Source organism: Streptomyces sp. NPDC093221 (assembly GCF_044753885.1).
GTDB lineage: Bacteria > Actinomycetota > Actinomycetes > Streptomycetales > Streptomycetaceae > Actinacidiphila.
In genome coordinates this window covers 803,217-828,253 of record NZ_JBIVOA010000003.1, presented here as the reverse complement: position 1 = coordinate 828,253, position 25,037 = coordinate 803,217, and the positions used below count along the sequence as shown (strand labels likewise).

The 25,037-nt window shown below is 73.7% G+C and carries 20 protein-coding genes; 13 read left to right on the top strand and 7 right to left on the bottom strand.

Going from position 1 to position 25,037, the window contains the following annotated elements; translation table 11 throughout:
- Nucleotides 1–22 precede the first annotated feature (22 nt).
- Nucleotides 23–1,090 (bottom strand): Rv2578c family radical SAM protein, encoded by a 1,068-nt coding sequence (locus ACIQCJ_RS15505; RefSeq protein WP_402711622.1) that lies wholly within the window; start codon nt 1,088–1,090, stop codon nt 23–25.
- 144 nt (nt 1,091–1,234) lie between these two features.
- Between ACIQCJ_RS15505 and ACIQCJ_RS15500 the strand changes: the two genes are divergently transcribed.
- Together ACIQCJ_RS15500 and ACIQCJ_RS15495 are read left to right on the top strand one after the other, a co-directional pair.
- Nucleotides 1,235–1,681, top strand: a complete 447-nt coding sequence (locus ACIQCJ_RS15500; RefSeq protein WP_355339159.1) for an SRPBCC family protein — start codon at nt 1,235–1,237, stop codon at nt 1,679–1,681.
- A 248-nt stretch (nt 1,682–1,929) separates the two neighbouring features.
- On the top strand, nt 1,930–4,419 hold the full coding sequence (locus ACIQCJ_RS15495) for a DHA2 family efflux MFS transporter permease subunit (protein WP_391049549.1): 2,490 nt from the start codon (nt 1,930–1,932) through the stop codon (nt 4,417–4,419).
- 262 nt (nt 4,420–4,681) lie between these two features.
- On the opposite strand, the gene ACIQCJ_RS15490 is transcribed toward ACIQCJ_RS15495, so the two are convergent.
- Complete coding sequence (locus ACIQCJ_RS15490) at nt 4,682–6,388, bottom strand: MFS transporter (RefSeq protein WP_355339162.1); 1,707 nt, start codon at nt 6,386–6,388, stop codon at nt 4,682–4,684.
- 282 nt (nt 6,389–6,670) lie between these two features.
- On the opposite strand from ACIQCJ_RS15490, the gene ACIQCJ_RS15485 reads away from it, so the two are divergent.
- The 7 genes from ACIQCJ_RS15485 to ACIQCJ_RS15455 all read left to right on the top strand — a co-directional run bounded on the left by ACIQCJ_RS15485 (nt 6,671) and on the right by ACIQCJ_RS15455 (nt 16,603).
- Nucleotides 6,671–9,184 (top strand): SpoIIE family protein phosphatase, encoded by a 2,514-nt coding sequence (locus tag ACIQCJ_RS15485; RefSeq protein WP_402711621.1) that lies wholly within the window; start codon nt 6,671–6,673, stop codon nt 9,182–9,184.
- 225 nt (nt 9,185–9,409) lie between these two features.
- Nucleotides 9,410–10,132, top strand: coding sequence for a methyltransferase domain-containing protein (locus tag ACIQCJ_RS15480; protein WP_391163647.1), 723 nt, complete (start codon nt 9,410–9,412; stop codon nt 10,130–10,132).
- Nucleotides 10,133–10,229: 97 nt separating this feature from the next.
- Nucleotides 10,230–11,063 (top strand): M55 family metallopeptidase, encoded by an 834-nt coding sequence (locus ACIQCJ_RS15475; protein WP_188281247.1) that lies wholly within the window; start codon nt 10,230–10,232, stop codon nt 11,061–11,063.
- Entirely contained in the window at nt 11,056–12,426 is a 1,371-nt protein-coding gene (locus tag ACIQCJ_RS15470) for a M20/M25/M40 family metallo-hydrolase (protein WP_402711620.1), read from the top strand. The genes ACIQCJ_RS15475 and ACIQCJ_RS15470 overlap by 8 nt, the downstream gene beginning before the upstream one ends.
- Complete coding sequence (locus tag ACIQCJ_RS15465) at nt 12,423–14,417, top strand: LpqB family beta-propeller domain-containing protein (RefSeq protein ID WP_401856008.1); 1,995 nt, start codon at nt 12,423–12,425, stop codon at nt 14,415–14,417. Before ACIQCJ_RS15470 ends, ACIQCJ_RS15465 begins: the two co-directional genes overlap by 4 nt.
- A 119-nt stretch (nt 14,418–14,536) precedes the next feature.
- Nucleotides 14,537–15,460 carry an LD-carboxypeptidase gene (locus ACIQCJ_RS15460; RefSeq protein ID WP_355339518.1) on the top strand — a complete coding sequence of 308 codons (924 nt, stop codon included), beginning with the start codon at nt 14,537–14,539 and terminating at the stop codon, nt 15,458–15,460.
- Nucleotides 15,461–15,544: 84 nt separating this feature from the next.
- Nucleotides 15,545–16,603, top strand: coding sequence for an NAD-dependent epimerase/dehydratase family protein (locus ACIQCJ_RS15455; RefSeq protein ID WP_402711619.1), 1,059 nt, complete (start codon nt 15,545–15,547; stop codon nt 16,601–16,603).
- A gap of 134 nt (nt 16,604–16,737) precedes the next feature.
- Here the strand turns inward: ACIQCJ_RS15455 and ACIQCJ_RS15450 are convergent, their stop codons facing one another.
- On the bottom strand, nt 16,738–17,856 hold the full coding sequence (locus ACIQCJ_RS15450) for a sensor histidine kinase (RefSeq protein ID WP_402711618.1): 1,119 nt from the start codon (nt 17,854–17,856) through the stop codon (nt 16,738–16,740).
- Nucleotides 17,849–18,661, bottom strand: coding sequence for a response regulator transcription factor (locus tag ACIQCJ_RS15445; RefSeq protein WP_402711617.1), 813 nt, complete (start codon nt 18,659–18,661; stop codon nt 17,849–17,851). The genes ACIQCJ_RS15450 and ACIQCJ_RS15445 overlap by 8 nt, the downstream gene beginning before the upstream one ends.
- 286 nt (nt 18,662–18,947) lie before the next feature.
- Here ACIQCJ_RS15445 and ACIQCJ_RS15440 point away from each other — a divergent pair, with 286 nt between their 5' ends.
- The 3 genes from ACIQCJ_RS15440 to ACIQCJ_RS15430 are packed head-to-tail and all read left to right on the top strand — an operon-like array spanning nt 18,948 to nt 21,090.
- Nucleotides 18,948–19,724 (top strand): glycosyltransferase family 2 protein, encoded by a 777-nt coding sequence (locus tag ACIQCJ_RS15440; RefSeq protein ID WP_402711748.1) that lies wholly within the window; start codon nt 18,948–18,950, stop codon nt 19,722–19,724.
- Nucleotides 19,721–20,419, top strand: coding sequence for a DUF2064 domain-containing protein (locus ACIQCJ_RS15435; protein ID WP_402711616.1), 699 nt, complete (start codon nt 19,721–19,723; stop codon nt 20,417–20,419). The genes ACIQCJ_RS15440 and ACIQCJ_RS15435 overlap by 4 nt, the downstream gene beginning before the upstream one ends.
- Nucleotides 20,416–21,090, top strand: coding sequence for a methyltransferase (locus ACIQCJ_RS15430; protein ID WP_401855996.1), 675 nt, complete (start codon nt 20,416–20,418; stop codon nt 21,088–21,090). Before ACIQCJ_RS15435 ends, ACIQCJ_RS15430 begins: the two co-directional genes overlap by 4 nt.
- Nucleotides 21,091–21,222: 132 nt before the next feature.
- Here ACIQCJ_RS15430 and ACIQCJ_RS15425 read toward each other — a convergent pair whose 3' ends face one another.
- The 3 genes from ACIQCJ_RS15425 to ACIQCJ_RS15415 form a co-directional block, all read right to left on the bottom strand.
- On the bottom strand, nt 21,223–21,576 hold the full coding sequence (locus ACIQCJ_RS15425) for a hypothetical protein (RefSeq protein ID WP_402711615.1): 354 nt from the start codon (nt 21,574–21,576) through the stop codon (nt 21,223–21,225).
- Nucleotides 21,577–21,642: 66 nt separating this feature from the next.
- Nucleotides 21,643–22,167, bottom strand: a complete 525-nt coding sequence (locus ACIQCJ_RS15420) for a hypothetical protein (protein WP_402711614.1) — start codon at nt 22,165–22,167, stop codon at nt 21,643–21,645.
- Nucleotides 22,164–23,261: a molybdopterin-dependent oxidoreductase gene (locus tag ACIQCJ_RS15415; RefSeq protein ID WP_402711613.1), complete on the bottom strand. Its 1,098-nt coding sequence runs from the start codon at nt 23,259–23,261 to the stop codon at nt 22,164–22,166. Before ACIQCJ_RS15415 ends, ACIQCJ_RS15420 begins: the two co-directional genes overlap by 4 nt.
- Before the next feature lie 249 nt (nt 23,262–23,510).
- Here ACIQCJ_RS15415 and ACIQCJ_RS15410 point away from each other — a divergent pair, with 249 nt between their 5' ends.
- Complete coding sequence (locus ACIQCJ_RS15410) at nt 23,511–24,998, top strand: glycosyltransferase 87 family protein (RefSeq protein WP_402711612.1); 1,488 nt, start codon at nt 23,511–23,513, stop codon at nt 24,996–24,998.
- Nucleotides 24,999–25,037: the final 39 nt, after the last annotated feature.

The window sequence follows — 25,037 nt, the reverse complement described above, 5'->3', positions numbered from 1 at the left end:
CCTGTCCGGAACCCGCGCGAGGTCATAGCAGCGTGAGCTGGGTGTTCTCCGCGGCGGGCCGCGCCGCCGGCACCTGGTCGCCGGACAGACCCGCCTCCGGCTCGCCCGGCTTCCGGAAGCGCCGCGTGCCCTCGCGATGCGCGGGCCCGCAGCCGAACTCCGTGGCGAATTCGTGGACTTGGCGGGTGACCCGGCGCTGGTACCACGTCGGGGCGTACGCGCCGCCCGCGTACATCGTCTCGTAGCGCCGTACGAGATGCGGGTGGTGCCGGCCGAGCCACGCCATGTACCACTCGCGGGCGCCCGGCCGCAGATGGAGGACCAGGGGCGTGATCGAGGCGGCGCCCGCCGAGGCGATGGCGCGGACGGTGGCCCGCAACTGCTCGGGGGAGTCGCTGAGGAAGGGCAGGACGGGCGCCATCAGCACGGTGGGCGGCAGCCCGTTCGCCCGCAGGGTGCGGCAGACCGCCAGCCGGGTCTCGGGGGAAGGCGTACCCGGTTCCACGCTGCGCCACAGCTCGCCGTCGGTGAAGCCGACCGACAGCGCGATGGACACATCGGTGACGCCGGCGGCCTGCCGCAGCAGTTCCAGGTCGCGGAGGATCAGCGAGCCCTTGGTGAGGATCGAGAAGGGGTTGGCGCGGTCGCGCAGCGCGGCGATGATGCCGGGCATCAACTGATACCGGCCCTCCGCGCGCTGGTAGCAGTCCACGTTCGTGCCCATCGCGATGTGCTGGCCCTGCCAGCGCGCCGACGCCAGCTCCCGGCGCAGCAGCTCCGGCGCGTTGGTCTTCACCACGATCTGCGAGTCGAAGTCGATCCCGGTGTCGAGATCGAGATAGCTGTGCGTCTTGCGCGCGAAGCAGTACACGCAGGCGTGGCTGCACCCGCGGTACGGATTGACCGTCCACTCGAAGGGCATGCGGGACGCCCCCGGCACCCGGCTGATGATCGACTTCGCCCGTATCTCGTGGAAGGTGATGCCGCGGAAGCCCGGCGTGTCGAAGGTCCGGGTGACCGCGTCGGCGCCGAACAGCGCGGGCGCGCCACCGGCCGCCGCGTCGTCACCGCTCAGATGGTCCCAGCGCATCGCGCCCTCCTCCGGTTGTCTCCGGCCGGCCGTCTCCGGTCGCCCGTCCCTCCACAATAGAACACAGATTCGATAAGCGCGTGTGGTTGGCTTGTGCGGCGCGCCGGGAAGGCGCGCGACCTGGCACGGACCTGAGGAGAAGTCATGGCGCTGGTCGAGGCCACCACGGAGCGGATCGTCGACGCGGAGCCGGAGCGGGTGTACGCCGCCGTCGCCGACTACGCGGGCACCCGCGGCCGGGTGCTCCCTGAGCAGTTCAGCGAGTACGAGGTCCGGGAGGGCGGCCACGGCGCGGGCACCGTCGTCCACTGGAAGCTCCAGGCCACCAGCAAGCGGATCCGCGACTGCCTCTTCGACGTCTCCGCGCCCGCCGCGGACACGCTGGTCGAGACCGACCGCAATTCGACGCTCGTGAACACCTGGACGGTCACCCCGTCGGGCGAGGGCCGCAGCAAGGTCGTCGTCGTCACCACCTGGCAGGGCGCGAGCGGCGTCGGCGGCTTCTTCGAGCGCACCTTCGCGCCCAAGGGCCTCGGCCGTATCTACGACGCGCTGCTCGCCTCGCTGGCCGCCGACGTCGAGAAGAAGTGAGGCGCCGAGCGGGATGGGGCCGAGCGGAATGGCGCCGAGCGGGATGGGGCCGAGCGGAATGGGGCCGAGCGGAGTGAAGTGAGGGGAGTGCGCCGCGGGGGAGTGAAGTCCCTTACGGTGCCGCTGGTTTCGTGATCGTTCACTGATACGGGTGGTTTCGCGTACTTCCTGAGAATCGTCGCGCTTGCTCGTCGTTGTCGCTTAATGCGGGAAACGGTGGCCAGGCAGGCGCGACGAGGGGAGTGGCAGTGGGTGGCAGCACGCTGATCGAGCGTCCGGCGGCCGTGGACGACGAACGGCCGGGGGAGGGGACCGGGGGCGCGGCCGAGGAGGCGGGCGGCGCCTCGGGACCGCCCGGCGGCAACGGCGCCGCGGTCGACCTCACACCGCGCCGGGTCCGGCTGGTCTTCGTCGGCCTGATGCTGGCGCTGCTGCTGGCCGCGCTCGACCAGATGATCGTGGCCACCGCCCTGCCGAAGATCGTCGGCGAGCTGCACGGCCTCGACAAGATGTCCTGGGTCGTCACCGCCTATCTGCTGGCGTCCACCATCGGACTGCCGATCTACGGCAAGCTCGGCGACCTCTTCGGCCGCAAGATCGTCTTCCAGTTCGCGATCATGACCTTCGTCATCGGCTCCGCGCTGGCCGCGTGGTCGCGCACCATGGACGAACTCATCGCCTTCCGCGCCATCCAGGGCATCGGCGGCGGCGGACTGATGATCGGCGTGCAGGCGATCATGGCCGACATCGTGCCGCCGCGGGAACGCGGGCGCTACATGGGCCTGATCGGCGCCGCCTTCGGTCTCGCGTCGGTCGCGGGACCGCTGCTCGGCGGCTTCTTCACCGACCACGCCTCCTGGCGCTGGTGCTTCTCCATCAACGTGCCCTTCGGCCTGGTCACCCTCGTCGTGATCAGCCTCGTGCTGAAACTCCCCAAGCCCGCCGTCCGGCCCCGCCTCGACGTGCTCGGCGCCCTGCTGCTGGCCGTCGGCTCCACCTGCCTGGTGCTCGTCACCACCTGGGGCGGCTCCAAGTACGGCTGGCAGTCCCGGGAGATCCTCGGCCTCGGCGCGGGGGCCGTGGTCAGCGCGCTGCTCTTCGTGCTCGTCGAGCGGTTCGCCGCGGAACCGGTCATCCCCTTGCGGCTGTTCCGCGACGGGGTCTTCAACACCACCGCCCTGATCGGCGGGATCGTCGGCGTCGCCCTGTTCGGCGCGGCCAGCTATCTGCCGACCTTCCTCCAGATGGTCGACGGCGCGAGCGCCACCGGATCAGGGCTCCTCATGCTGCCGATGATGATGGGCGTCGTCCTCGCCTCCATCGTCGGCGGGCAGTTGATCAGCAGGACAGGGCGCTACAAGATCTTCCCGATCATCGGCGGCGCCCTGTCGACGGCCGGCATGTATCTGCTGTCGCTGATGGACGCCGACACCCCGCAGGCCGAGTACAGCGTCTACATGGCCGTACTCGGCCTCGGCATCGGCCTGATGCTGCCCGTGCTGGTGCTCGCCGTGCAGAATTCGGTGCGCCCCACCGACATCGGCGCGGCCACCAGCGCCAACAACTACTTCCGGCAGATCGGCGGTTCGGTCGGCGCGGCCGTCTTCGGCACGCTCTTCGCCGACCGCCTCGCCAAGCGCCTCGCGGTCGAACTCCCCAAGGGCGCCCACCTGCCCGACGCCCAGTCGGTCACCCCCCAACTGGTCCGCACACTCCCCGCGGCTGTGCGCGACGGGTACGTCAACGCGTACGCCGAGGCCATGCCGCGGATCTTCCTCTACCTGGTGCCGGTGCTCGCGCTCGGCTTCCTCTTCGCCTTCCTCCTCAAGGAGAAACCCCTGGTGACCCAGCACGGCCCCGCTTCCCCGACGACCACGTACGACGGCGACACCGCCACCGACACCCTCACCGGCGCCGACGGCGCGCCCGGCTTCACCGTGACCGACTCGGCCGTGCCGGGCGCCCGCAAGAGCTACGCGGGCGGTGTGCCCGTGTGCGGCACCGTCCAGCACTCCGACGGCAGTTCCGTCGGCCGCGCCGCGCTCACCCTGATCGACGTCACGGGACGGCAGATCGGCCGCGGCGCGACCACCGAGGACGGCCGGTACGCGCTGAGCACCCCGGGCAGCGGCAGCTATGTGCTGATCGCCGCCGCGGGCGGCCACCAGCCGCAGGCCGTCAGCATCACCGTCGCCGACCGCCCGGTCGAACTCGACGTGGTGCTCGGCGGCGCCGGACGCCTGGCGGGCGCCGTGCGCACCGCGGACGGCACCCCGGTCAGGGACGCCATCGTGACCCTGACCGACATCCGCGGCGACGTCGTGGCGACCTCCCGCAGCGGACGCGAAGGCGCCTACGTCCTGAGCGAGTTGGTGGCGGGCGAGTACACGCTGGCGGCCAGCGCGCCCGCCTTCAGGCCCGCCGCGCTGCCGGTGTCGGTGCAGGCGTCGCGGGAGACCCGGCAGGACGTGGAGCTGGCGGGCGGCGCGGTGCTGCGCGGGACCGTACGCGCCCCCGGCGGGCGGCTGGTCGAGGACGCGCGGGTCACGCTGCTGGACGCGGCGGGCAATGTCGTGGACTCGGTCACCACCGGCCCCGACGGGCACTTCCGCTTCGTGGACCTCGCCGCCGGTGAGTACACGGTGATCGCCGCCGGTTACCCGCCGGTCGCCACCGTCCTCCAGGTCGCGGGCGGCGGCAGGACCGAGCGGGACCTCCAGCTCGGACACGCCGACTAGGCCGCACCGGACCCGCCGGATACGTCGGTCACGCCGGATACGTCGGTCACGCCGACGAGGACCGTGCCGCCGCCGTACCCGCCGTGGACGCGCGGGCGTATCCACCGTCGTACGGAACGGGCAGTGACCCTTACTCCACAAGAGTGAGGGTCACTGCCCGTTGGCGTTCCCGGTCACCGCGGCCCTCGGGCGCCGGTCGGCCGGTCGGACAGCAGGCCGTTCAGGTCAGGCAGCAGGCCGTGCAGGTCGGACAGCCTGCCGGTCAGCGCCCGGCCGGTGCCGCGCCGTCCGGCCTGCCGCTGCCGTCCACGTCGTTCTTGTTGCACTGCGTGCCGCGGATCAGCGCGTACGTGCCGCCGATCCGGTACGTGCCGGGCGAGGGCGCGTACAGCCGCGTCCAGTCGCCGTCCTGGATGAGACAGCCGTGCTTGTTGTCGTTGGCGCCCTCGATGCCCAGCACCGGGGACCACGGGATGCGCAGGATCACCGAGCCGCTGGTCGGCATCGTCACGGTCAGCTCGGCCGGACTCGCCTCGTCCACGATCGCGGGCGGATCGGCCAGCGGATCGGCGTTCGCGACCCTGTAGAGCTTCCAGTAGTCGTCGTGCCAGACCGGCGTCAGCCAGCTCTGGCCCGCCGCCACGATCTTCGCCTCGGCCACCGCCGCGCCGTCCGGGGTGTCCGACGGCAGCACCACGTATCCGACGCTCCAGCGCTGGAGCCACTGCCGGTAGGTCTCCGCGGTCAGCGTGCCGTCGTAGAAGAGCGGATTGCGCTCGACGTCCGCCTGCCGGTTCCAGCCGCGCGCCAGGTTGACGTGCGGGGCCAGGCCCGACGCCTCCCAGTGCGAGCGCAGCGGTACGACCTCGACCCGGCCCTTGTCCGCGCGCACCTTGGTGAGCTGCGCGATCAGCGGCGCCGCGTGCTCGACCGTGGACGAGGGCGCCGAGGTGTTCACCAGGTCCACCACGGGCTTGGAGATCTGCCAGCCCGCGACGCCCAGGAAGGCCAGGTAGAGCATCAGCGCCATCCGGCCGCCCCTGGTCCACGCCATGGCCACGATCAGCAGCACGGTGCCGCCGAACAGCAGGGCCAGCCGCTCCACGTTGCTGCCGATCGGCGACGGGATGACGTACGTCAGCGCGACACCGGCCGCGTAGATCCAGCTGCCGACGCGTACGACGCGCCATTCGCGCGGCACCACCAGGGCGATCGCCACGGCCGTGGCGAAGGGGATGATGGCGAAGAACCACTTGAAGGGCTGCACCCCGTAGAAGGGGAAGAGCAGCGAGGTCGCGCCGACCACCAGGGGCGGGCAGACCGCCATCACATACGCGTCCTTGCGGCGCCCGGTGAGGAACAGCGCCGCCGCGACCACCAGGATGAAGAGACCCGCGACCGGGCTGCACATGGTGGCCAGCGCGCCCATCAGCGTGGCGGTCAGCACCCGCGGGGTGCGGCGCGCGCCTACCGGCGGGTCGGTGGGGAACAGCAGCAGCGTGGCGATCAGACCGAAGAGGACGCCCAGCGCGAAGGTGACCCGTCCGGAGAGCACGTCACCCCAAAGAGCGAACGCCGTCCACAGCGCGGGCAGCATCGGGCGCTTGATCCGGGCCCGGATCAGCAGTAGCGTCGCCGCCGTCGTGGACAAGGTGCCCGCGATCACGGCGGTGGTCCGCACCCCGAGCCCGGCCATGATGTACGGCGACAGAATGCTGTACGACGCGGGGTGCATGCCGCCGTACCAGGACAGGTTGTACGAGGCGGAGGGGTGGGCCCTTATGAAGTCCGTCCAGGCGTACTGCGCGGCCATGTCGCCGGAGTCCTTGGCCAGGAAATAGGCCCAGATCACATGCAGGACCGCGGCGAGCACCGTGGCGGCCACGACAGGATTGCGCAGGTCGACCCGCCGGAAAAGGGCCCCCGGTCCCCTCATGGCGGTCCAGCGCGCAGGCTGCCAGGTGGTCACGTGGCCTCTTCCAGTCGCGGATGCGGTGCGCCCCGGCCGGCATCCCTTCCGGCGAGGGGGTCGAACTCCACCGACGTGAGAGAGTTCGAACAGAGGGTTTGGACGCTAGCACGGGCAGTTTGGTTGCTCGCGCGCGGGCGTGCGCCCGGATTCGTACTTTCCCTCCCCTGGCACCCGGACCGGTCGTACCGTGGTTAACGGCATCGTAGATCTTGTGCCGGGGCGGTTCCCACCGCACTCCGGCCCCGGACCGCGGGGCCGAGGGAAGGAGCCCGACGAACCATGGACCGCCGTCAACCGCCGGAGCCGTCCGGACGTATCCCGCTCGCGGTGATCGTCGTGGACGCCGCCGGGCTGGTGTCGCACTGGAGTACGGGTGCGCGCCGGCTGTTCGGCTGGACACGGGAAGAGGCCGTCGGGCGGAACGCGCTCGACCTCTTACCGGTGGGCGGCGCACTCGACGTGCCCCCGGACGCCGCCCCGGGCGGGGGCACGGCGGGCACCGCGTACCCGTACGACGTCACCGGGCCCGACCTGGAGTCCTCGCTGGCCGGTGCCAGCTCCTACCCGACGGCGGGTCGCGCCCGGTTGTACGACTGCGTGCGGCGCACGGACGCCGACGGCGACGGGCGTATCCCCCTGGACGTGCTGTGGTGGGCCTACCCGCTGGTCGGTCCGGGCCCCGAGCGGCTGCTCGTGCTGGCCACCGACGCCTCTTCCGCGGCCGGTTCCTCCGCCGCTGCCGGGACGCCCTCCGCGATGGCCGACCCCGACGCGGCGGCGACCGACAGGTCGGGGGCGGCGGACTGCTCGGAGCGGATAGCGCCCGGCTTCGCGCTGCACACCGAATTCCCCGGCTCCGACCAGCTCGCCAGGCAACTGCCCGAGATCCTGCCGAGCATGAATCCGCTGGAGAGCGGGCGGATCGTGGCGCAGGTGCTGGAACTGGGCTATCCGGTGCTGGAGATAAGCCAGCACGACCGGGTGCCGGTCACCCCGGACTGGGGCGTGCCGCGCCGGGCCGAGCGGCAGGCCAGACGGCGCGCCGCCGAGGCCGCCGCGGCGGCCGACCCGCGGGCCGTCCCGGCCGACGAGTTGGCGCCCGACCTCGAATACGCGGCGGTCCGCGAACACCTCGAATTCCTCAACGAGGTGAGCGGCCGGATCGGCACCTCGCTGGATCTGGCCAGGACCATTCAGGAAGTCAGCGCGGCCGTCGTGCCGCGCTTCACTGATGTTGCGGGCACATATCTGCGCGAGCAGGTGCTGGCGGGTGAGGGCTTCCCCGACGGGCCGCCCGATGTCACCACCATGTGGTACCGCGTGGCGGTCGAGCACACCGACGAACCGGGCCGCTGGGACGACGTGGTGCCGGTCGGCGAGTCCATGCCCTTCCCCGCGCAGACGCCGTTCTTCCAGTGCATGACCACCGGCGACCCGGTGCTCGTGCCGCGGATCAGCGAGCCGATGGGCAACGCGATCGCCGCGCAGTTCCCCAAGCGCGACATCAGCCCGCTGATCAACAACCGCTCGATGCTCGTCGTCCCGCTGAAGGCGCGCGATGTGGTGCTGGGCTTCATGATCCTGCTGCGCCACCGCGAGCGGGCGGTGTTCAACGACATGGACCGCGTGACGGGCGCGGAACTGGCCGCCCGTGCCGGGCTCGTCCTCGACAACGCGCGCATGTACACGTATCAGGAGAATGTCGCCGACACCCTCCAGGACAGCATGCTGCCGCACATCGCGCCGCGGATGCCGGGGTGTGACGTGGCGACCCGCTACCTGCCGGGCGAGCGGCTGGGCCGGGTCGGCGGCGACTGGTTCGACAGCATCAAGCTGCCCGGCTCGCGGCTGGCGCTGGTGGTCGGCGACGTGATGGGCCACGGGCTGAACTCGGCCGCGATGATGGGCCAGTTCCGTACCGCCGTGCAGACCATGGCCGGGCTCGACATGCCACCGGCCCAACTGCTGCGCAATCTGGACGACCTGGCGCAGCGGCTCGGCGAGCAGTATCTGGCGACCTGCCTCTACGCGGTCTACGACCCGGTCGAGTCCGATCTGCTGATCGCCAACGCGGGACACATCCCGCCGGTGCTGGTCCGCGCCGTCGACGGCCGCAGCGAGCTGCTCGACGTGCCCACGGGCGCGCCGCTGGGCGTCGGCGGGGTGCCGTTCGAGACGGTACGGGTGCCGGTCGCGCCCGGCGACCGGCTCATCCTGTGCACCGACGGCCTGGTGGAGGTGCGCGGCCAGGACATCGGCACCGGTCTGGCCGCGCTGTGCGAGAGCGCCGCGCACCCGGCCGCGTCGATGGACGACGCCTGCGACACGATCATCCGCGCGCTCAACCCGCGCGGCGGTCGCAAGGACGACGTGGCGCTGCTGATGGCCCGGCTCAACGGCATCCCGCGGCACGACGTGATGACCTGGGAGCTGGAGCCGGACCCGCGCGAGGTGGCGCGGGCCCGCCGCCTGGTCCGCGAGACGCTGCTCGGCTGGGACCTGGTGGAGATGTCGGAGACGGCGGAGCTGCTGGTCGGCGAGGTGGTCACCAACGCGGTGCGGCACGCGCACACCCGGCGGATCGGGCTGCGGCTCGTCCGCGCGGGCGCGCTGCTGTGCGAGGTGACCGACGACGACCACGCCGTCCCCGTCCTGCTGAGCGCCGGGCCCGACGACGAGGGCGGGCGCGGCATGCGGATCGTCAGCAGGCTCGCCCGCGAGTGGGGCACCAGCCGCTTCGCGCAGGGCAAGTCCGTCTGGTTCGAGCAGCCGCTGCCAGGCCGGAGCCGCTGATCCCGCCGGCGCGGTCGGTTCCGTCCGAGGCGTTCAATACGCCGCTGTCGTCGGTTCCGTCCGTGGCGTCGGTTCCGTCCGTGGCGTCGATGACGTCGGCGCCGTCGATTCCGCCCGGGCCGTTGACTCCGAAGTGACGGTCCGGTAGCTCCTGATGCGGGCACGGTCGGCGGCCGCGCCTGTGCCTTTTTCTACGATCGCGGTCCTGGGGAGTGGTGAGTACGCGTGAACGTGTCCAGCGGGTATGAGCAGGCGTGGGAGAGTTTCTGGCAGGACGCGCCCCACGAGCCCGGCGGAGTCTTCTGGGACTGCGACCCCGAGCTCGCGGCGGAACAGCACTACCCGCACTTCCGGGCGTACTTCGACCCCGGCCTTCCGGTGGTGGACCTCGGCTGCGGGAACGGGACGCAGACCCGCTTCCTGGCCGAGCGGTACGACCGGGTGGTCGGCGTGGACCTCTCGCGGGAGGCGATCGACCGGGCCAGGCGCGACGATCCGCACGGGGCGGCGGAGTACCAGCGGCTGGACGCGGTGGACACCGACGCGGTGGAGCGGCTGCACGAGGAGATCGGCGACGCCAACGTCTACATGCGCGGGGTGCTGCACCAGTGCGAGCCGGAGGACCGCGGGCGGCTGGCGGACGGCATAGCGGTGCTCACCGGGCACCGCGGCCGGGCCTTCGCGCTGGAGCTGGCGGAGGCGGCCAAGCCGGTGCTGATGGGGCTCGCGCAGGGGCCCGCCGGACCGCCGCAGAAGCTCGGGGCGATCTTCGCGCACGGCATCGCGCCCGGCGAGGTGTCGGACGCGGCGCTGCCCGGATTCTTCCGGGCCGCCGGGCTCGAAGTGCTGGCCGACGGTGAACAGCCCCTGGTGACAACGGAGTTCAGGGTGGACGGGACTCGCATAGAGATACCGTCGAAATGGCTGGTGGCGGGCCGTACCGGCTGATTCCCCCACCCGCTTCACTGGTCTGGACCACTGAAGTTATCCACAGGCCGGGCCCGGCCCTGGTGCGCCCTCCGGCCGCCGCGTAACGTGACGCAACATGAAGATCCTGATCTCGGCGGACATGGAAGGCGCGACGGGTGTCACCTGGCCCGCCGACGTGCTGCCCGGCAGCGAGCAGTGGCAGCGCTGCCGCCATATGTTCACCTCCGACGTCAACGCCGCCGTCGCGGGCTTCTACGACGGCGGCGCGGACGAGGTGCTGGTCAACGAGGCGCACTGGACCATGCGCAATCTCCTGCTGGAGAAGCTGGACGAGCGCGCCCAGATGCTCACCGGCCGCCACAAGGACCTGTCCATGGTCGAGGGCGTCCAGCACGGAGACGTGGACGGCATCGCCTTCGTCGGCTACCACACCGGCGCCGGGACCGAGGGCGTCCTCGCCCACACCTACCTCGCCAACTCCATCACCGGCGTGTGGGTCAACGGCGTCGCTGCCAGCGAGGGCAGGCTCAACGCGCTGGTCGTCGCCGAGTACGGCGTCCCCGTGGTGCTGGTGACCGGCGACGACAGGACCGGGATCGACGCCGAGGGGTACGCGCCGCAGGCCCGTACCGTCGCGGTGAAGGACTACGTGTCGCGTTACGCGGCCGTCTGCCGCCCGCCCGCGCGCACCGCCGCCGACATCAGGGCCGCCGCCAAGGACGCCGCGGCGCTGGCCGTGCGCCACGAGCCCGCGCAGGCCGGGCCCTTCACCGTCGAGCTGGAATTCGACGCCGTCCACCTGGCCGGGGCCGCCACCGTGGTGCCCGGCGTGGAGCGGACGGGGGAGCGGCGTGTCGCCTACACGCTGCCCACGATGTACGAGGGCATCAGGGCCTTCAAGGCGGTCACCACACTCGTGTCGCAAGCGGTGGAGGAGCAGTATGGCTGAGCGGACCGCCGAGCGAGACGTCCGGCACGACGCCGTGGACGCGCGGGCACTCGACGAGGTCGTGACCTTCACGTCCGACCTCATCAGGATCGACACCACCAACCGCGGCGGCGGCGACGGCAACGAACGGCCCGCCGCCGAATACGTCGCCCAGCAGCTCTCCGACGCCGGGATCGAAGCGCAGATCGTGGAATCCGCGCCCGGCCGCGCCAACGTGCTCGCCCGGATCGCGGGCAGCGACCCGGCCGCCGACGCGCTGCTCGTCCACGGCCACCTGGACGTCGTGCCCGCCGAGGCCGCCGACTGGACCGTGCACCCCTTCTCCGGCGAGATCAGGGACGGCGTCGTCTGGGGCCGCGGCGCCATCGACATGAAGAACATGGACGCGATGGTGCTCGCCACCGTCCGCGCCTGGGCCCGTACCGGACACCGCCCCACCCGCGACATCGTGCTCGCCTTCACCGCCGACGAGGAGGACAGCGCCTCCTACGGCTCCGGCTTCCTCACCGAGAAGCACGCCGACTTCTTCGAGGGCTGCACCGAAGGCATCAGCGAATCCGGCGCCTTCACCTTCCACGCCAACGACGACCTGCGGATCTATCCCGTCGCCGCGGGCGAGCGCGGCACCGCCTGGCTCAAGCTCACCGCACACGGCAAGGCGGGCCACGGCTCCAAGGTCAACCGGGACAACGCGGTCAGCCGACTGGCTGGCGCCATCGCCCGGATCGGCGAGTACGACTGGCCCGTCCGCCTCACCGCCACCGTCACCGCCGCGCTCACCGAACTGGCCGCGCTCTACGGCGTCCCCGCCGACCAGGCCGCCCTGGACGACGTCGACACCCTCCTCGAACGGCTCGGCGCGGCGGCCGACCTGGTCAGGCCCACCGTCCGCAACAGCGCCAACCCGACGATGCTGCAAGCCGGTTACAAGGTCAACGTGATCCCCGGCTCCGCCACCGCCTACGTCGACGGACGCATGCTGCCCGGCGCCGAGGACGAGTTCGCCGCCACCATGGACCGGCTCACAGGACCCGACGTCGACTGGGAGTTCCACCACCGCGAGATCCCGCTCCAGGCCCCGGTCGACTCCCCGACCTACGCCGCGATGCGCGAGTCGCTGGAACACTTCGACCCGCAGGCGCACGTCGTGCCCTACTGCATGTCCGGCGGCACCGACGCCAAGCAGTTCTCCCGGCTCGGCATCACCGGCTACGGCTTCTCACCGCTGCGGCTGCCCCCCGGCTTCGACTACCAGGCGCTCTTCCACGGCGTGGACGAGCGGGTGCCCGTCGACGCGCTGCACTTCGGCGTCCACGTCCTCGACCGCTTCCTGCGCGCCACGGGAACGGAGGCCGGAGCGTGACCACGACCACCGGGAGCACCACCCCGCACGGCGCCTGGCCCTCGCCCGTCGACGCCACCACGGCCGCCGCACACGACGGCAGCCCCGAATTCGTCGGCATCGTCGGCGACGACGTCTGGTGGACCGCGCCCCGCCCCGCCGAAGGGGGCCGCCGCGCGCTGATCCGCCGCAGGCCCGACGGCACCGAGGAGTGCCCGCTGCCCGCGCCGTGGAACGTCCGCAGCCGCGTCATCGAATACGGCGGCACCCCCTGGGCGGGCGCCGTCGTGGACGGCGCCCCGCTGGTGGTCTTCGCCAACTTCGCCGACCAGCGGCTCTACGCCTTCCGCCCCGACGAGCCGCAGACCCCGCCGCGCCCGCTGACCCCGGTCGGCGCCGTCGGCGGCGGACTGCGCTGGGCCGACCTGACACTGCACCGCGAGCGCGGTGAGGTCTGGGGAGTCCTGGAGGAGTTCACCGGCGACAAGCCCACCGACGTACGCCGCGTGCCCGCCGCCGTACCGCTCGACGGCTCCGCCGCCGACGACCGCGCGGCCGTACGCGAACTGGCCGCCGCCACCCACCGGTTCGTCACGGGACCCCGCCTGTCGCCCGACGGCACGCGGGCCGCCTGGACCGCCTGGGACCACCCGCTGATGCCCTGGGACGGCACCGAACTGCGGATCGCCGACGTCACCGCCGACGGCACCTTCACCGCCGCCCGCACCCTGATCGGCGGCCCCGAGGAATCCGTCACCCAGGTCGGCTGGGCGGCCGACGGCACCCTGCTCGCCGCCACCGACCGCACCGGCTGGTGGAATCTGCACCGCGTCGACCCGGCCACCGGCGAAGCCGTCAACCTCTGCGCACGCCAGGAGGAATTCGGCAACGCGCTGTGGAAACTCGGCCACCACTGGTTCGCCCCGCTCGACGACGGCCTGATCGCCGTCCTGCACGGCGTCGGCGCCCTGCGGCTCGGCCTGCTCGACCCCGCCACCGGCGAGGTCACCGACGCCCCCGGGCACTGGACCGAGTGGAATGCGACCCTCGCCGCGTCCGGCAGCCGCGTCATCGGCGTCGCGGGCAGCGCCCGTACCTCGTACGAACTGGTCGAGCTGGACGTCAAGACCGGCCGCACCCGCGTCATCGGCAGCGCGCACCACGACACGGTCGACCCCGCCTACGTGCCCGACGCCCTGGCCAGGACGTTCACCGGCCCCGGCGGGCGCGAGGTGCACGCGCAGGTCTACCCGCCGCGCAATCCGCTGGTCACCGCCGAGGGACCCGCGCCCTACGTCATCTGGGTGCACGGCGGACCCACCAGCCGCGCCGCGATGGTCCTCGACCTGGAGATCGCCTACTTCACCTCCCGCGGCATCGGCGTCGCCGAGGTCAACTACGGCGGCTCCACCGGTTACGGCCGCGCCTACCGCAACCGGCTGCGCGAACAGTGGGGCGTGGTGGACGTCGAGGACTGCGCCGCCGTCGCCGAGGGGCTGGTCGCCGAAGGCGTCGCCGACCCCGCGCGGCTGGCCATCCGCGGCGGCAGCGCCGGCGGCTGGACCAGCGCCGCGGCCCTGACCACCACCGACACCTACGCCTGCGGCACCGTCATCTACCCGATCCTCGACCTGCGCGGCTGGTCGCGGGAGGGCGGGGAGACGCACGACTTCGAGTCGGAGTACCTGGAGTCGCTGATCGGGCCGCTCGACGAGGTGCCCGAGCGCTACCGCGACCGCTCGCCCGTGCACCACGGCGACCGGATAGACGTGCCGTTCCTGCTGCTCCAGGGCCTGGACGACGTGATCTGCCCGCCCGTGCAGTGCGAGCGGTTCCTGGAGGCCGTCGCCGGACGCGGCATCCCGCACGCGTATCTGACCTTCGAGGGCGAGAGCCACGGCTTCCGCCGCCTGGACACCATGGTCACCTGCCTGGAGGCCGAACTCGCCCTCTACGGGCAGGTCTTCGGCTTCACACCGGAGGGCGTCGCGCCGCTGGAGCTGCACACATGACGGAGAGTTCTACGGCTGCCGCTGCCGCTGCCGCCTCCTCCGCTTCCGCCGCCGACGCCTCTGCCGGACGGGGCTCCGGGGGCGGACCGCGGCAGGCGGCCGGCCCGGTCGGCGGGCCGGTGCCCGCACTGATCCGCCCCCGGCGGCTGGCGCCCGGCGACCGGATCGGCGTCGTGGCGCCCAGCGGTCCCGTACCGCGCGAACGCCTCGACGCGGGCCTCGACATCCTGCGGAGCTGGGACCTCGACCCCGTCGTGGCACCGCACGTCCTGGACGACCACCCCTCCGGCTACCTCGCGGGCACCGACCGGGCCCGCGCCGACGACCTCCAACAGGCGTGGTGCGACCCGTCGTTGGCTGCCGTGCTGTGCGCCCGCGGCGGCTACGGCGCGCAGCGCATGGTCGACCTGCTCGACTGGGACGCCATGGGCGCGGCCACGCCCAAGGCGTTCATCGGCTACAGCGACATCACCGCGCTCCACGAGGCGTTCGCGACCCGGCTCGGCCTGGCCACGCTGCACGGCCCGATGGCGGCGACCGAGACCTTCCTCAAGGACGGCCCCACCCAGGACCACCTGCGGCGCACCCTCTTCACGCCCGACGAGACCCTGACGCCCACCTCCCCGACCGCCCGCACCCTCGTACCGGGCCGCGCGGCCGGGGTCACCCTCGGCGGCTGCGTCAGCCTGCTCGCCTCCGACCTCGGCACCCCGTACTCCCGCCCGTCCGCCGCGGGCGGCATCCTCGTCCTGGAGGACATCGGCGAGGAGCCGTACCGACTCGACCGCATCCTCACCCAACTCCTGCGCTCCGGCTGGCTCGACGGCGTCGCCGGAATCGTCCTCGGCTCCTGGCAGGACTGCGGCCCGTACCCCGCCGTCCGGTCCCTGATGACCGACCTCCTCGGCGGCCTCGGCGTACCGATCGTCGAGGAATTCGGCTTCGGCCACTGCGAGTCCACGCTGACCGTGCCGCTCGGGGTGCCCGCGGTGCTGGACGCGGACGCGGCGACGCTCACGTACGAGGTGCCCGCGCTGGTGTGAGGCGGCGCGGGGAGTTCTTACGGAGCGCTGACGCCCCGGCCGGGCCCGGTCCATCGGCCCGGCCGGGACCGTACGGTCGGGCCCATGCTGGTACTTGTCACGGGAGGCGCGGGCTTCATCGGCTCGCACATCGTCACCGCGCTGCGCACCGCCGGACACCGGGTACGGGTCCTCGACGCGCTGCTGCCCGCCGCCCACCGGGCCCCGCCGCCGCCCGTGCCCGACGGCGTCGAATGGCGGCACGGCGACGTCCGCGACCGGGCCGCCGTCGAGGAGGCCCTGCGCGGCGCCGACGCGGTCTGCCACCAGGCCGCCATGGTCGGCCTCGGCAAGGACTTCGCCGACGCCCCCGACTACGTGAGCTGCAACGACCTCGGCACCGCCGTGCTGCTCGCCGCCATGGCCGACGCGGGCGTACGGTCGCTCGTCCTCGCCGGGTCGATGGTCGTCTACGGCGAAGGACGTTACGAATGCGCGCGGCACGGCGTCGTACGGCCGGGGCCGCGACAGGTCGCCGACCTCGACGCGGGCCGCTTCGAACCGCCGTGCCCCCGCTGCGGCGAACCGCTCGCGCCCGGCCTCGTCGACGAGGACGCGCCCGCCGACCCCCGCAACGTCTACGCCGCCACCAAGCTCGCCCAGGAACACCTCGCCGCCGCCTGGGCCCGCGCCGCCGACGGCCGGGCCGTCTCCCTGCGCTACCACAACGTCTACGGGCCCGGCATGCCCCGTGACACCCCCTACGCCGGTGTCGCCGCCCTCTTCCGCTCCGCCCTCGCCCGCGGCGAGGCCCCCGCCGTCTTCGAAGACGGCCGCCAACGCCGGGACTTCATCCACGTCGCCGATGTGGCCGCCGCCAATGTCGCCGCCCTCGCCCGGCTCGGCGACCGGCCGCCCGGCGGCCTGCGCCCCTACAACATCGCCACCGGCACGCCGCGGACCGTCGGCGAGATGGCCACCGTCCTGTCCGCCGTCACCGGGGGGCCCGCGCCCCGCGTCACCGGGGCGTACCGGCTCGGCGACGTCCGCCACGTCACGGCCTCCGCGGCCCGCGCCCACCACGAACTCGCCTGGTCCCCCCGCGTCCCCTTCACCCAGGGCGTCACCGATTTCGCCCACGCCCCCCAACGCCCGTCGGCCTAGCCGGCCAGGCCCCCCATCCCGCAGGCGGCTGCACCCCCGAGCGCGCGGGAACTGCGCGAGCAACCCACCACCGGCCGGTGGTCCGGGGAGCGACCGACTTGCCCCCTGCCCCTGAAGGCACGGGGTGCCGCCCGTTAGAGGGGGGCGGCGGGGAGGACGACGTCGAAGCGGCAGCCGCCGGGGACGTTGTGCACGGCGGCACGCCCATGATGGGCCTCGACGATGCCACGGACGATGGCGAGCCCGAGCCCCGCCCCCGCCGGAGGCGTCCGCGCCCCGGTCCCGCGCCACCCGGTGTCGAAGACGCGGGGAAGGTCGTCGGCGGGGATGCCGCCGCAGCCGTCGGTGACGGAGAGCACGACGGAGCCGGAAGCGTCGTCGCGCCGAGCGGAAACGGCGACAGTGCCGTCCGCGGGGGTGCGGTGGATGGCGTTGGCCAGGAGGTTGGCCAGGACCCGCGTCATCTCACGGCCGTCGACCTCCACCGGCACCGGCTCGACCCCGTCGCCGACCAGCCGTACACCGTGCTCGCGCGCCAGCGGATTGGCACCCGCTATGGCGTCGCCGACGAGGTCGTACATCGACATGCGGGTGGGGGAGAGGGCGAGAACGCCCGCCTGGATGCGGGAGAGTTCGAAGAGGTCGCCGACCATGCCGCTGAGCCGGTCGACCTCGGCCCGTATCTGCTTGTGGTAGCGGGCCGGGTCCTCCGCTATGCCGTCCTCCAGCGCCTCGGTCATCGCCCGCAGCCCGGCGAGCGGCGTCCGCAGGTCGTGCGAGATCCACGCGACCAGCTCGCGGCGCGACGCCTCAAGGGCGCGCTCGCGCTGGCGCGAGTCGGCCAGCTTGGCGCTGGTGACGGCCAACTCACGGCCGAGTTCGGCGAGTTCGGCCGTGGGCGCGTGCGCGGGAGCGGCAAAGGCGTCGCCGTCGCCGAAGGCCCGCGTGGCGGCGGCCAGCGCGCGGCTGCCCGCCACGACCCGCCGCCCCAACAGCAGCGTGACGCCCAGCGACACCACGGCCGCCATCCCGCACACCGTCGTGACCACACCCAGGTCGTGCTGCGACAGGAACATCGCCCACGCCACCGACAGCGTCCCCGCGAGCATCGCCGCCACCGTCACGACGGCGACCACGGCGAGCGACAACGCCACCGACCGGTGCCGCAGCAGCCGCAGCGCGACCGCTCCGAGGACCCCGGCCGCCCCCGCCCCGGCCGCCGCGTAGGCGGCGATGAGCACCACGTCACGCATCGCGTCCCCCGCCCGAAGCCGGGGCCGCGCCCATGTCCCGGTCGCCCACCGGGTCGTCCGCGGGGTCGTCCGTGGGGCCGTCGGACGGGTCGAAGCGGTAGCCGACGCCCCAGACGGTGGTGATCAGGCGGGGCCGGGCGGGGTCGGCCTCGATCTTCTCGCGGAGGCGGCGGACGTGGACGGTCACGGTGGAGAGGTCGCCGAATTCCCAGCCCCAGACGCGGCGCATGAGTTCCTCGCGGCCGAGGACGCGGCCCGGGTGGTGGAGGAAGAAGGCGAGGAGGTCGAATTCGCGGATGGTGAGGGGGAGTTCGGCGCCGTGGCGGGTGGCGCGGCGGGCGGCCGGGTCGAGGGCGAGGGAGCCGGAGCGCAGCCACGCGCCGGGGGCGGAGGCGGGGTCGGGCGGGCTGCCCGCGCGGCGCAGGACGGACTCGACGCGGAGCACCAGCTCGCGAGGGCTGAACGGCTTGGTCACGTAGTCGTCCGCGCCGACTTCGAGCCCGAGGATGCGGTCGTCCTCGTCGCCACGGGCGGTGAGCATGACGACCGGCACGGGTCTGTTCTCGCGGATACGGCGGCAGACCTCGAGGCCGTCCATGCCGGGCAGCATGAGGTCGAGGACGACCAGATCGGGCCGGAGGGCGGCGGCGCGGGCGACGGCGGAGGGGCCGTCGGCGACGCGCTCGACGGCGAAGCCCGCCCGGTCGAGGTAGCCCGCGACGACCTCGGCGACGGTCGGGTCGTCGTCCACGACGAGGACCCGGCGGCGCGGGGCCGGGGCGGCGGGCACGGTGGGGCTGGTCATGCTGTCGAGTCTGACACCCGCCACGGACAGTGACGCCGGGCCGGAGGCCGGGGAGCGGTGCCGTCCGTGTTTCGTAAGGATCGCGGGTCCGTTATGTCCCTTGCGTCTCCGTAGGGTGATCCGTGTGACCAAGCCATCGCCCACCGTGGCCGGCGTCCCCGGCGTCCCCGGCGTCCCCGGTGACGTCCGGTCCGCCGTCCCGGCCGACCTCCGCCCGGACGCCCGCCCCGATGTCCGTGCCGGCTCCCGCCCCGGCCCCCGTCCCCCCGCCGTCGCGGACGTCGTCCTGCCGTGCCTCGACGAGGCCGCCGCCCTGCCCTGGGTGCTGGACCGCGTCCCGCCCGGCTGGCGCGCGATCGTCGTGGACAACGGCTCCACGGACGGCTCCGCCCGGATCGCCGCGGAACACGGCGCGTACGTCGTGCACGCGCCCGTACGCGGCTTCGGCGCCGCCTGCCACGCCGGACTGCTCGCCGCGACCGCCGACGTCGTCTGCTTCTGCGACTGCGACGGCTCCCTCGACCCGGGGCTGCTGCCGACCGTGGCGGGGCCGGTGCTGGACGGCGCCGCCGACCTGGTGCTCGGCCGCCGCCGCCCCACCACCTTCCGCGCCTGGCCGCCGCACGCCCGGCTGGCCAACCTCCAGCTCGCCCGGCTGCTGCGCCGCCGCACCGGTCTGCGCCTGCACGACCTCGGCCCGATGCGGGCCGTCCGCCGCGAGGACCTGCTCGCGCTCGCCCTCACCGACCGCCGCTCCGGCTACCCGCTCCAGATGGTGGTCCGCGCCGCCGACGCGGACTGGCGGATTCGCGAGACCCCCGTCCCGTACGCGCCGCGCACCGGCCGCTCCAAGGTCACCGGCACCTGGCGCGGCACCTGGCACGCGGTCCGCGACATGACGGCGGTGCTGAACGAAAGAGCCGGTGACGGGAGAGCCGGTACCGAGAAGGCCGGTGACGGGAGAGCCGGTACCGAGATGGCCGGGAACGCGACGGTCGGCAGCGAGTCGGCCGGTCACGCCACCGCAGGTGACGACTCGACGGTTACGGCGGGTGCCCGATGAAGGCCGCGACGACGCTGCTGGTGATCGCCAAGGCTCCGGTGGCCGGGCGCGTCAAGACCCGTCTGACGCCGTACTGCACGGCCGCCGAGGCCGCCGTCCTTGCCGAGGCGGCGCTCCGGGACACGCTGGCCTTGGGCCTCGAACTCCCCGTGAGCCGACGGGTGTTGGTCCTGGACGGCGCTCCGGGACCGTGGCTGCCGGACGGCTACGAGGTCGCACCGCAGACCGGCGGCGGCCTGGACGAACGACTGGCCGGGGCCTTCGCCCTGTGCACGGGACCCGCGCTGCTGGTCGGCATGGATACCCCCCAACTCACCGCCGCCCTGCTGGAGTCGGCGCTGCGGCCGGACGCGTGGGACACCCGCGACGCCGTCTTCGGACCCGCCGCCGACGGCGGCTTCTGGGCGCTCGGCCTCGCCGAACCCGCCCGCCCCGACCTCCTCCTCGGCGTCCCCATGTCCACCCCGCACACGGGCGCCGTCCAGCGTGCCCGCCTCACCTCCGCCGGGCTCCGCGTCCACGACCTCCCCTTGCTGCGGGACGTCGACACCCCGTCCGACGCCGCCGACGTCGCCGCCCTGGCACCGGCCACGCACTTCGCCGCGGCCTGGCGCCGCCTCGCCCCCATGAGCCGTCCCGCCGCCGCCACCGCCGCCGCGCCCGCCGCTCCAGCCCCCGCAGGTGCCGCCCGGTGACCACCTCCGTACCCGTCGCGCGGTCTGCCACCGCGACCACCTGGGGCGGCGATCCGTACGCGCGCGCCCTGGTCAGCGGGCGCGGGCCGCTGTTCCTGCGGCGGGAGGACGGCTGGCTGCTGCCGCTCGAGGTCGAGCGCTGGTGCGCAGCGCCGGACGCCGCCGACCGTACGATGCTGCGCCGTTGCCGTGGACCGGTGCTGGACATCGGCTGCGGTCCCGGGCGGCTGGTGGCCGCCGTCGCCGGGTACGGGGTGCCGGTCCTCGGGCTCGACGTGAGCCCCGCCGCCGTGGCCCGCACCAAGGGCGCGGGCGGCGCGGTCCTGTGCCGCTCGGTCTTCGACCGCCTTCCCGCGGAGGGCCGTTGGGGCACCGCGCTGCTCGCCGACGGCAACATCGGCATCGGCGGCGACCCGCACACCCTCCTCGCGCGCGTCCGCGAACTCCTCGCCCCCGGGGGCCGGTTGCTCGCCGAGGCCGCGCCGCACGAGGTGGACGAGCGGGTGACCGTACGCGTCGAGGACGCCCACGGACGGCAGGGCCGCGACTTCCCGTGGGCCCGCCTCGGCCCCCTCGCGCTGCGCGCCGCCGCGCGCGCCACCGGCTGGTCGGTGGCGGAGGAGTGGTCGACGTCGGGCCGCCGCTTCGCCGCCCTGGTCAGCGTGCGGTAGGCGCGTGACGGCTCGCGCAGCGGCGTCCCGGCACGGAGCCCGGTACGTCAACTCGGCGTCAGCGTGGCCTCCATGACCCGGTAGCGGCCGGACGGGATGTCGTTGTCCATACGAATCCGCAGCGTGCCGGGCTCACCCGCGTCGACCGCGATGCGCCAGATCCACGCCCTCGGCGTACTCGCCCTCGACGTCGATGCCGTGCGGTCCGGGCGTGCCGTGCATCAGCAGCGGGGCAGGCTGCTGGTGCCAGGAGTCCGCCCACAGCGCGGTGAGCCGGGTGTTCTCGTCGGTCGCGCCGACGGTGAGCATGCCGTCCTGCGGTCCGTCGTCCGGGTGCTGCCAGGTGTAGGTGACGCAGGCCAGGTGACCGGAGGCGCCGAGGACGACCCGGGCGCCGGCGGGGGCCTCGTGGAAGGGGTCGGTGGGCATGAGCCGGAAACCGGACCGTCCGTGCCAGACGCCGGGGACATCGGGGAATACCGTCATGCCCCCATCCTGGACTCCCCGGCGCCGGGCCGCTCGAAGGCGCGGTCCCGGTGCCGGAACACGAGGTCAGCGGCGGAGCCCGCGCGCCGTGCGTCCCACCGCGGCCACCCCCGCCCTCCCGGCCGCTCTCAGCCGTGGACCCGCACCGCGTACCCTCCGCCCCAGTTCGCGCCGCCGCGCCCACCCCCGGCGGCCGACCGCCCAGCACAGGGCGAGGGCCAGGACCGTACCCACCGCGATCGCGAGGCCGCGCGGATAGTCCAGGGGGAGGACGGACGGGTTGGCGGTCGGGCGCGGGCGCAGGAGCACGGGCAGGGCGATCAGGACGAGGCTGCCCGCGACGACGAAGGGCCACCGCGGACGGAGGCCGGGGCGGGTCGCGGCCAGGGCGCCGAGAGCGAGGACGGCGGGGACCAGGACACCGTCGTGGAGCACGACGGCGCCCACGAGCCACTCCACCACCGCGGGCCAGTCCGAGATGTGAGGGTCCGTCAGGAGCAGTTTCGCGCCGAAGGCCATACCGGCGAGGCCGACAGTGCCGACGCCGTACCGCAGGAGGGTCGCCGGGCGTACGGCGGTGGGGCGTCTCATGTCAGCACCTCGAGACGGGTGACCCATTTGGTCTGGAGGACGCCCGGCCGGTTGGGGGCGATGATCCGGGCCGGGAAGCCGTGGTCGGGGGAGAGGACGTCGCCGTTCAGGGACAGCGCCAGCAGGGTCAGCGGGTCCCGGGCGTAGAGGTCGCCCATCTCCATCACGGCGTAGGCGCCGTGCTGTTGGAGCGAGACGACGCGGACCCGCGCGTGGTCCGGGGCGCCCGCGCGGTCGAGGAGGTCGCGGATCCGGATGCCCGACCAGTGCGCGTTCTTGCTCCAGCCCTCGACGCAGGCGATCGGCAGCACCACGGAACGCTGTGGCAGCGCGCGGAGTTGGGGCAGCGTCAGTTCGTACGGGCGCGGGCCGCGTACGGTCAGACGCCAGTCGGCCAGGCGCGCCGCCGTGATGCCCGCGGCGGCGGCCGTACGGTTCACCGGCAGGTGCTGCGGGCCGTGGTCGGGGTGGCGCGGGGCCAGCAGGTCGAGGTCCTTGAGCGGGGTGAGGCTCTGCCCGACGGTCGTCACCGTCACGGCGCCGACCGCCGCGCCCACCTTGGCCAGGAAGGCCCGCCGGTCCCGGCCGTCGGCGGCGGGCAGCCGCAGCATGCCCGGTGAGCGGCGCCACCAGTGCGCCGCGATCTCCGGCGCCTTCACCGCGATGTGCAGCGCCAGCGCGCCCACTACGACCCACGCCAGCGCCCAGTGGGCCGGACGGAAATTCCACGGCCAGGGGTACCACTGCACGGTGTTGAGCAGGCCGGTGACCAGTTGCAGCAGCGTCGCCGCGACCAGGACCAGGATCGACAGCCGCTCGAGGCCGTGCGGTACGGATCGCAGCGGCGGCCAGGCGAACAGCCGCGGATAGACCGTCCACAGCTTCGCCAGCACCAGCGGGATCGCGGCGATGCCGGTCGCCACATGCGTGCCCTGGGTCAGCCGGTAGCCCCAACTCGGGCGGCTGGGAAGGTGGTTCACCGCCCAGCTCGGCGGCTGCTGCAAGTAGTGGCTGACCAGCCCGGTCACGAAGCAGACGACCAGCGCCGCCCCCAGCACCCGCCCCAGCGACACCGCCGTCCGCGCGTCGTGCAAGCGCCCTCTGAACGCGCCCTCCCGCAGCGGCCCCACCCGCGCCCACGCCGGAAACAGCACCCCCGCGGGCCGAGCGTGAGGCTTCGGGGCCCGCGGGGCGGGCCGTTCGGGAGGTGGAGGAGGTGTATCGGTCATGAGGCCATCTCACCCCCGCCGAGGCCCCCGCAGGAGCGCGCGACTCCTTACGGAACGCGTACGTCGCAGCGGTTCGGCTCCCGCTCGCCACGACCGGATGCGAGCGTGTGACCTGTGGGAATCCGTACCTCGCTCCTCGCCGCCCCCCGCAGGGCCGCCGCCGGCACCACCCCCGGCACCACCCGCCCAAGCGGCGCAGGCACCGCGCCCCCGCGCCGCGGCCGACCGGCGACCGCTCTCGTCGCCTTGCTCCTTACCGCCCTCGTCGCCGTCGTCGCGGCGACCCTCGCCGTGGGCGGCACCGAAGGCCGTCCGGACCGCCTGCCGTACTGGTACGCCGCCGCGTGGGCCCTGTTCGCGGCGGCCCTCCTCGCGCTCCGCAAGGTGCCGCGCCGCGCCGCGACCGTCCTCGTCGCCGCCGGAGGCGTCGCTCTCGCCCTGACCGGCCTGGCCACGGCCCCCCGCACCAGCAACGACATGTACCGCTACGCGTGGGACGGCGCGGTGCAGGCGTCGGGTGTCTCGCCGTACGCGTACCCGCCGAACGCGCCGGAGCTCGAACGGCTGCGGGAGCCATGGCTCTTCCCCCGCCAGGCGGACGCCCACTGCGCGGACTGGACGCAGATTCCTACCACCGCCGGTGACTGCACGCGGATCAACCGGCCCTCCGTGCACACCATTTACCCGCCCGTCGCCGAGGGCTGGTTCCTCGCCGTGCACGCGCTGTCGCCGCCGGGCACCCGGTACAAGCCGATGCAGGCCGGCGGCGCGCTGCTGGCCGCGGCGACCACGGGCGCGCTGCTCCTGGCGCTGCGGCGGCGCGGCGCCGACCCCCGCCGCGCCGCCCTGTGGGCGTGGTGCCCGATCGTGCCCGTGGCGGCTGTCAACGACGCGCACATCGACACCCTCGGCGTGCTCCTGACCGTCCTCGCGCTCGGCGCGACCGCGCGGCCCGTGCGCCGCGGCGCGCTGCTGGGCGCCGCCGTCGCGGTGAAGCTGCTGCCCGCCCTCGCCGTGCCCGGCGCGCTCGCCCGCCGCACCCCGCGCGAGGCGCTCCGCGTCCTGCTCCCCGCCGTCGCCGTAATCGTTCTCGCCTATCTGCCGTACGTCGTCGCGTCCGGCGGCGGGGTGCTCGGCTACCTGCCCGGGTACCTCCAGGAGGAGGGATACGAGCCGGGCAGCGTACGGCGCTTCGCCCTGCTGCGGCTGGTGCTGCCGGACGGTGCGGCGGGCCCGGCCGCGATCGCGGCCGTCCTCGCGGTGGTGGTGTACGTACTGCGGCGTGGGGACCGGAACCGGCCGTGGAGCGGGGCCCTGCTCGTGACCGGCACCGCGCTGCTGCTGACCTCACCCTCCTACTACTGGTACGCGCTGTCGGTCGTCGCCCTCGTCGCGCTCGACGGCCGCTGGGAGTGGCTGGCCGTACCGCTGGCCGGACTCGCCCTCTACACCGGGAACGCGATGGGCGCCGGTGCCCATGGAAACGTGCTCCAGGCAACCGCGTACGGAGCCGCCGCACTGATCGTCGTCGCGGGCGCCGTTGTGCGCCGGAACACCTGCGGTAGCACCGTTGACACCCTGCCGCCGCCGTGTCGTACTTAGTGCTTGCCCGGCCGTTCAGCAGTGGCCCCTTCGGCACCC

Excerpts from the sequence above, each read along its gene's own strand:
- ACIQCJ_RS15505 (WP_402711622.1), bottom strand. The coding sequence starts at position 1,090 with ATGCGCTGGGACCATCTGAGCGGTGACGACGCGGCGGCCGGTGGCGCG.
- ACIQCJ_RS15500 (WP_355339159.1), top strand. The coding sequence starts at position 1,235 with ATGGCGCTGGTCGAGGCCACCACGGAGCGGATCGTCGACGCGGAGCCG.
- ACIQCJ_RS15485 (WP_402711621.1), top strand. The coding sequence starts at position 6,671 with ATGGACCGCCGTCAACCGCCGGAGCCGTCCGGACGTATCCCGCTCGCG.
- ACIQCJ_RS15475 (WP_188281247.1), top strand. The coding sequence starts at position 10,230 with ATGAAGATCCTGATCTCGGCGGACATGGAAGGCGCGACGGGTGTCACC.
- ACIQCJ_RS15470 (WP_402711620.1), top strand. The coding sequence starts at position 11,056 with ATGGCTGAGCGGACCGCCGAGCGAGACGTCCGGCACGACGCCGTGGAC.
- ACIQCJ_RS15455 (WP_402711619.1), top strand. The coding sequence starts at position 15,545 with ATGCTGGTACTTGTCACGGGAGGCGCGGGCTTCATCGGCTCGCACATC.
- ACIQCJ_RS15450 (WP_402711618.1), bottom strand. The coding sequence starts at position 17,856 with ATGCGTGACGTGGTGCTCATCGCCGCCTACGCGGCGGCCGGGGCGGGG.
- ACIQCJ_RS15445 (WP_402711617.1), bottom strand. The coding sequence starts at position 18,661 with ATGACCAGCCCCACCGTGCCCGCCGCCCCGGCCCCGCGCCGCCGGGTC.
- ACIQCJ_RS15435 (WP_402711616.1), top strand. The coding sequence starts at position 19,721 with ATGAAGGCCGCGACGACGCTGCTGGTGATCGCCAAGGCTCCGGTGGCC.
- ACIQCJ_RS15425 (WP_402711615.1), bottom strand. The coding sequence starts at position 21,576 with ATGACGGTATTCCCCGATGTCCCCGGCGTCTGGCACGGACGGTCCGGT.
- ACIQCJ_RS15420 (WP_402711614.1), bottom strand. The coding sequence starts at position 22,167 with ATGAGACGCCCCACCGCCGTACGCCCGGCGACCCTCCTGCGGTACGGC.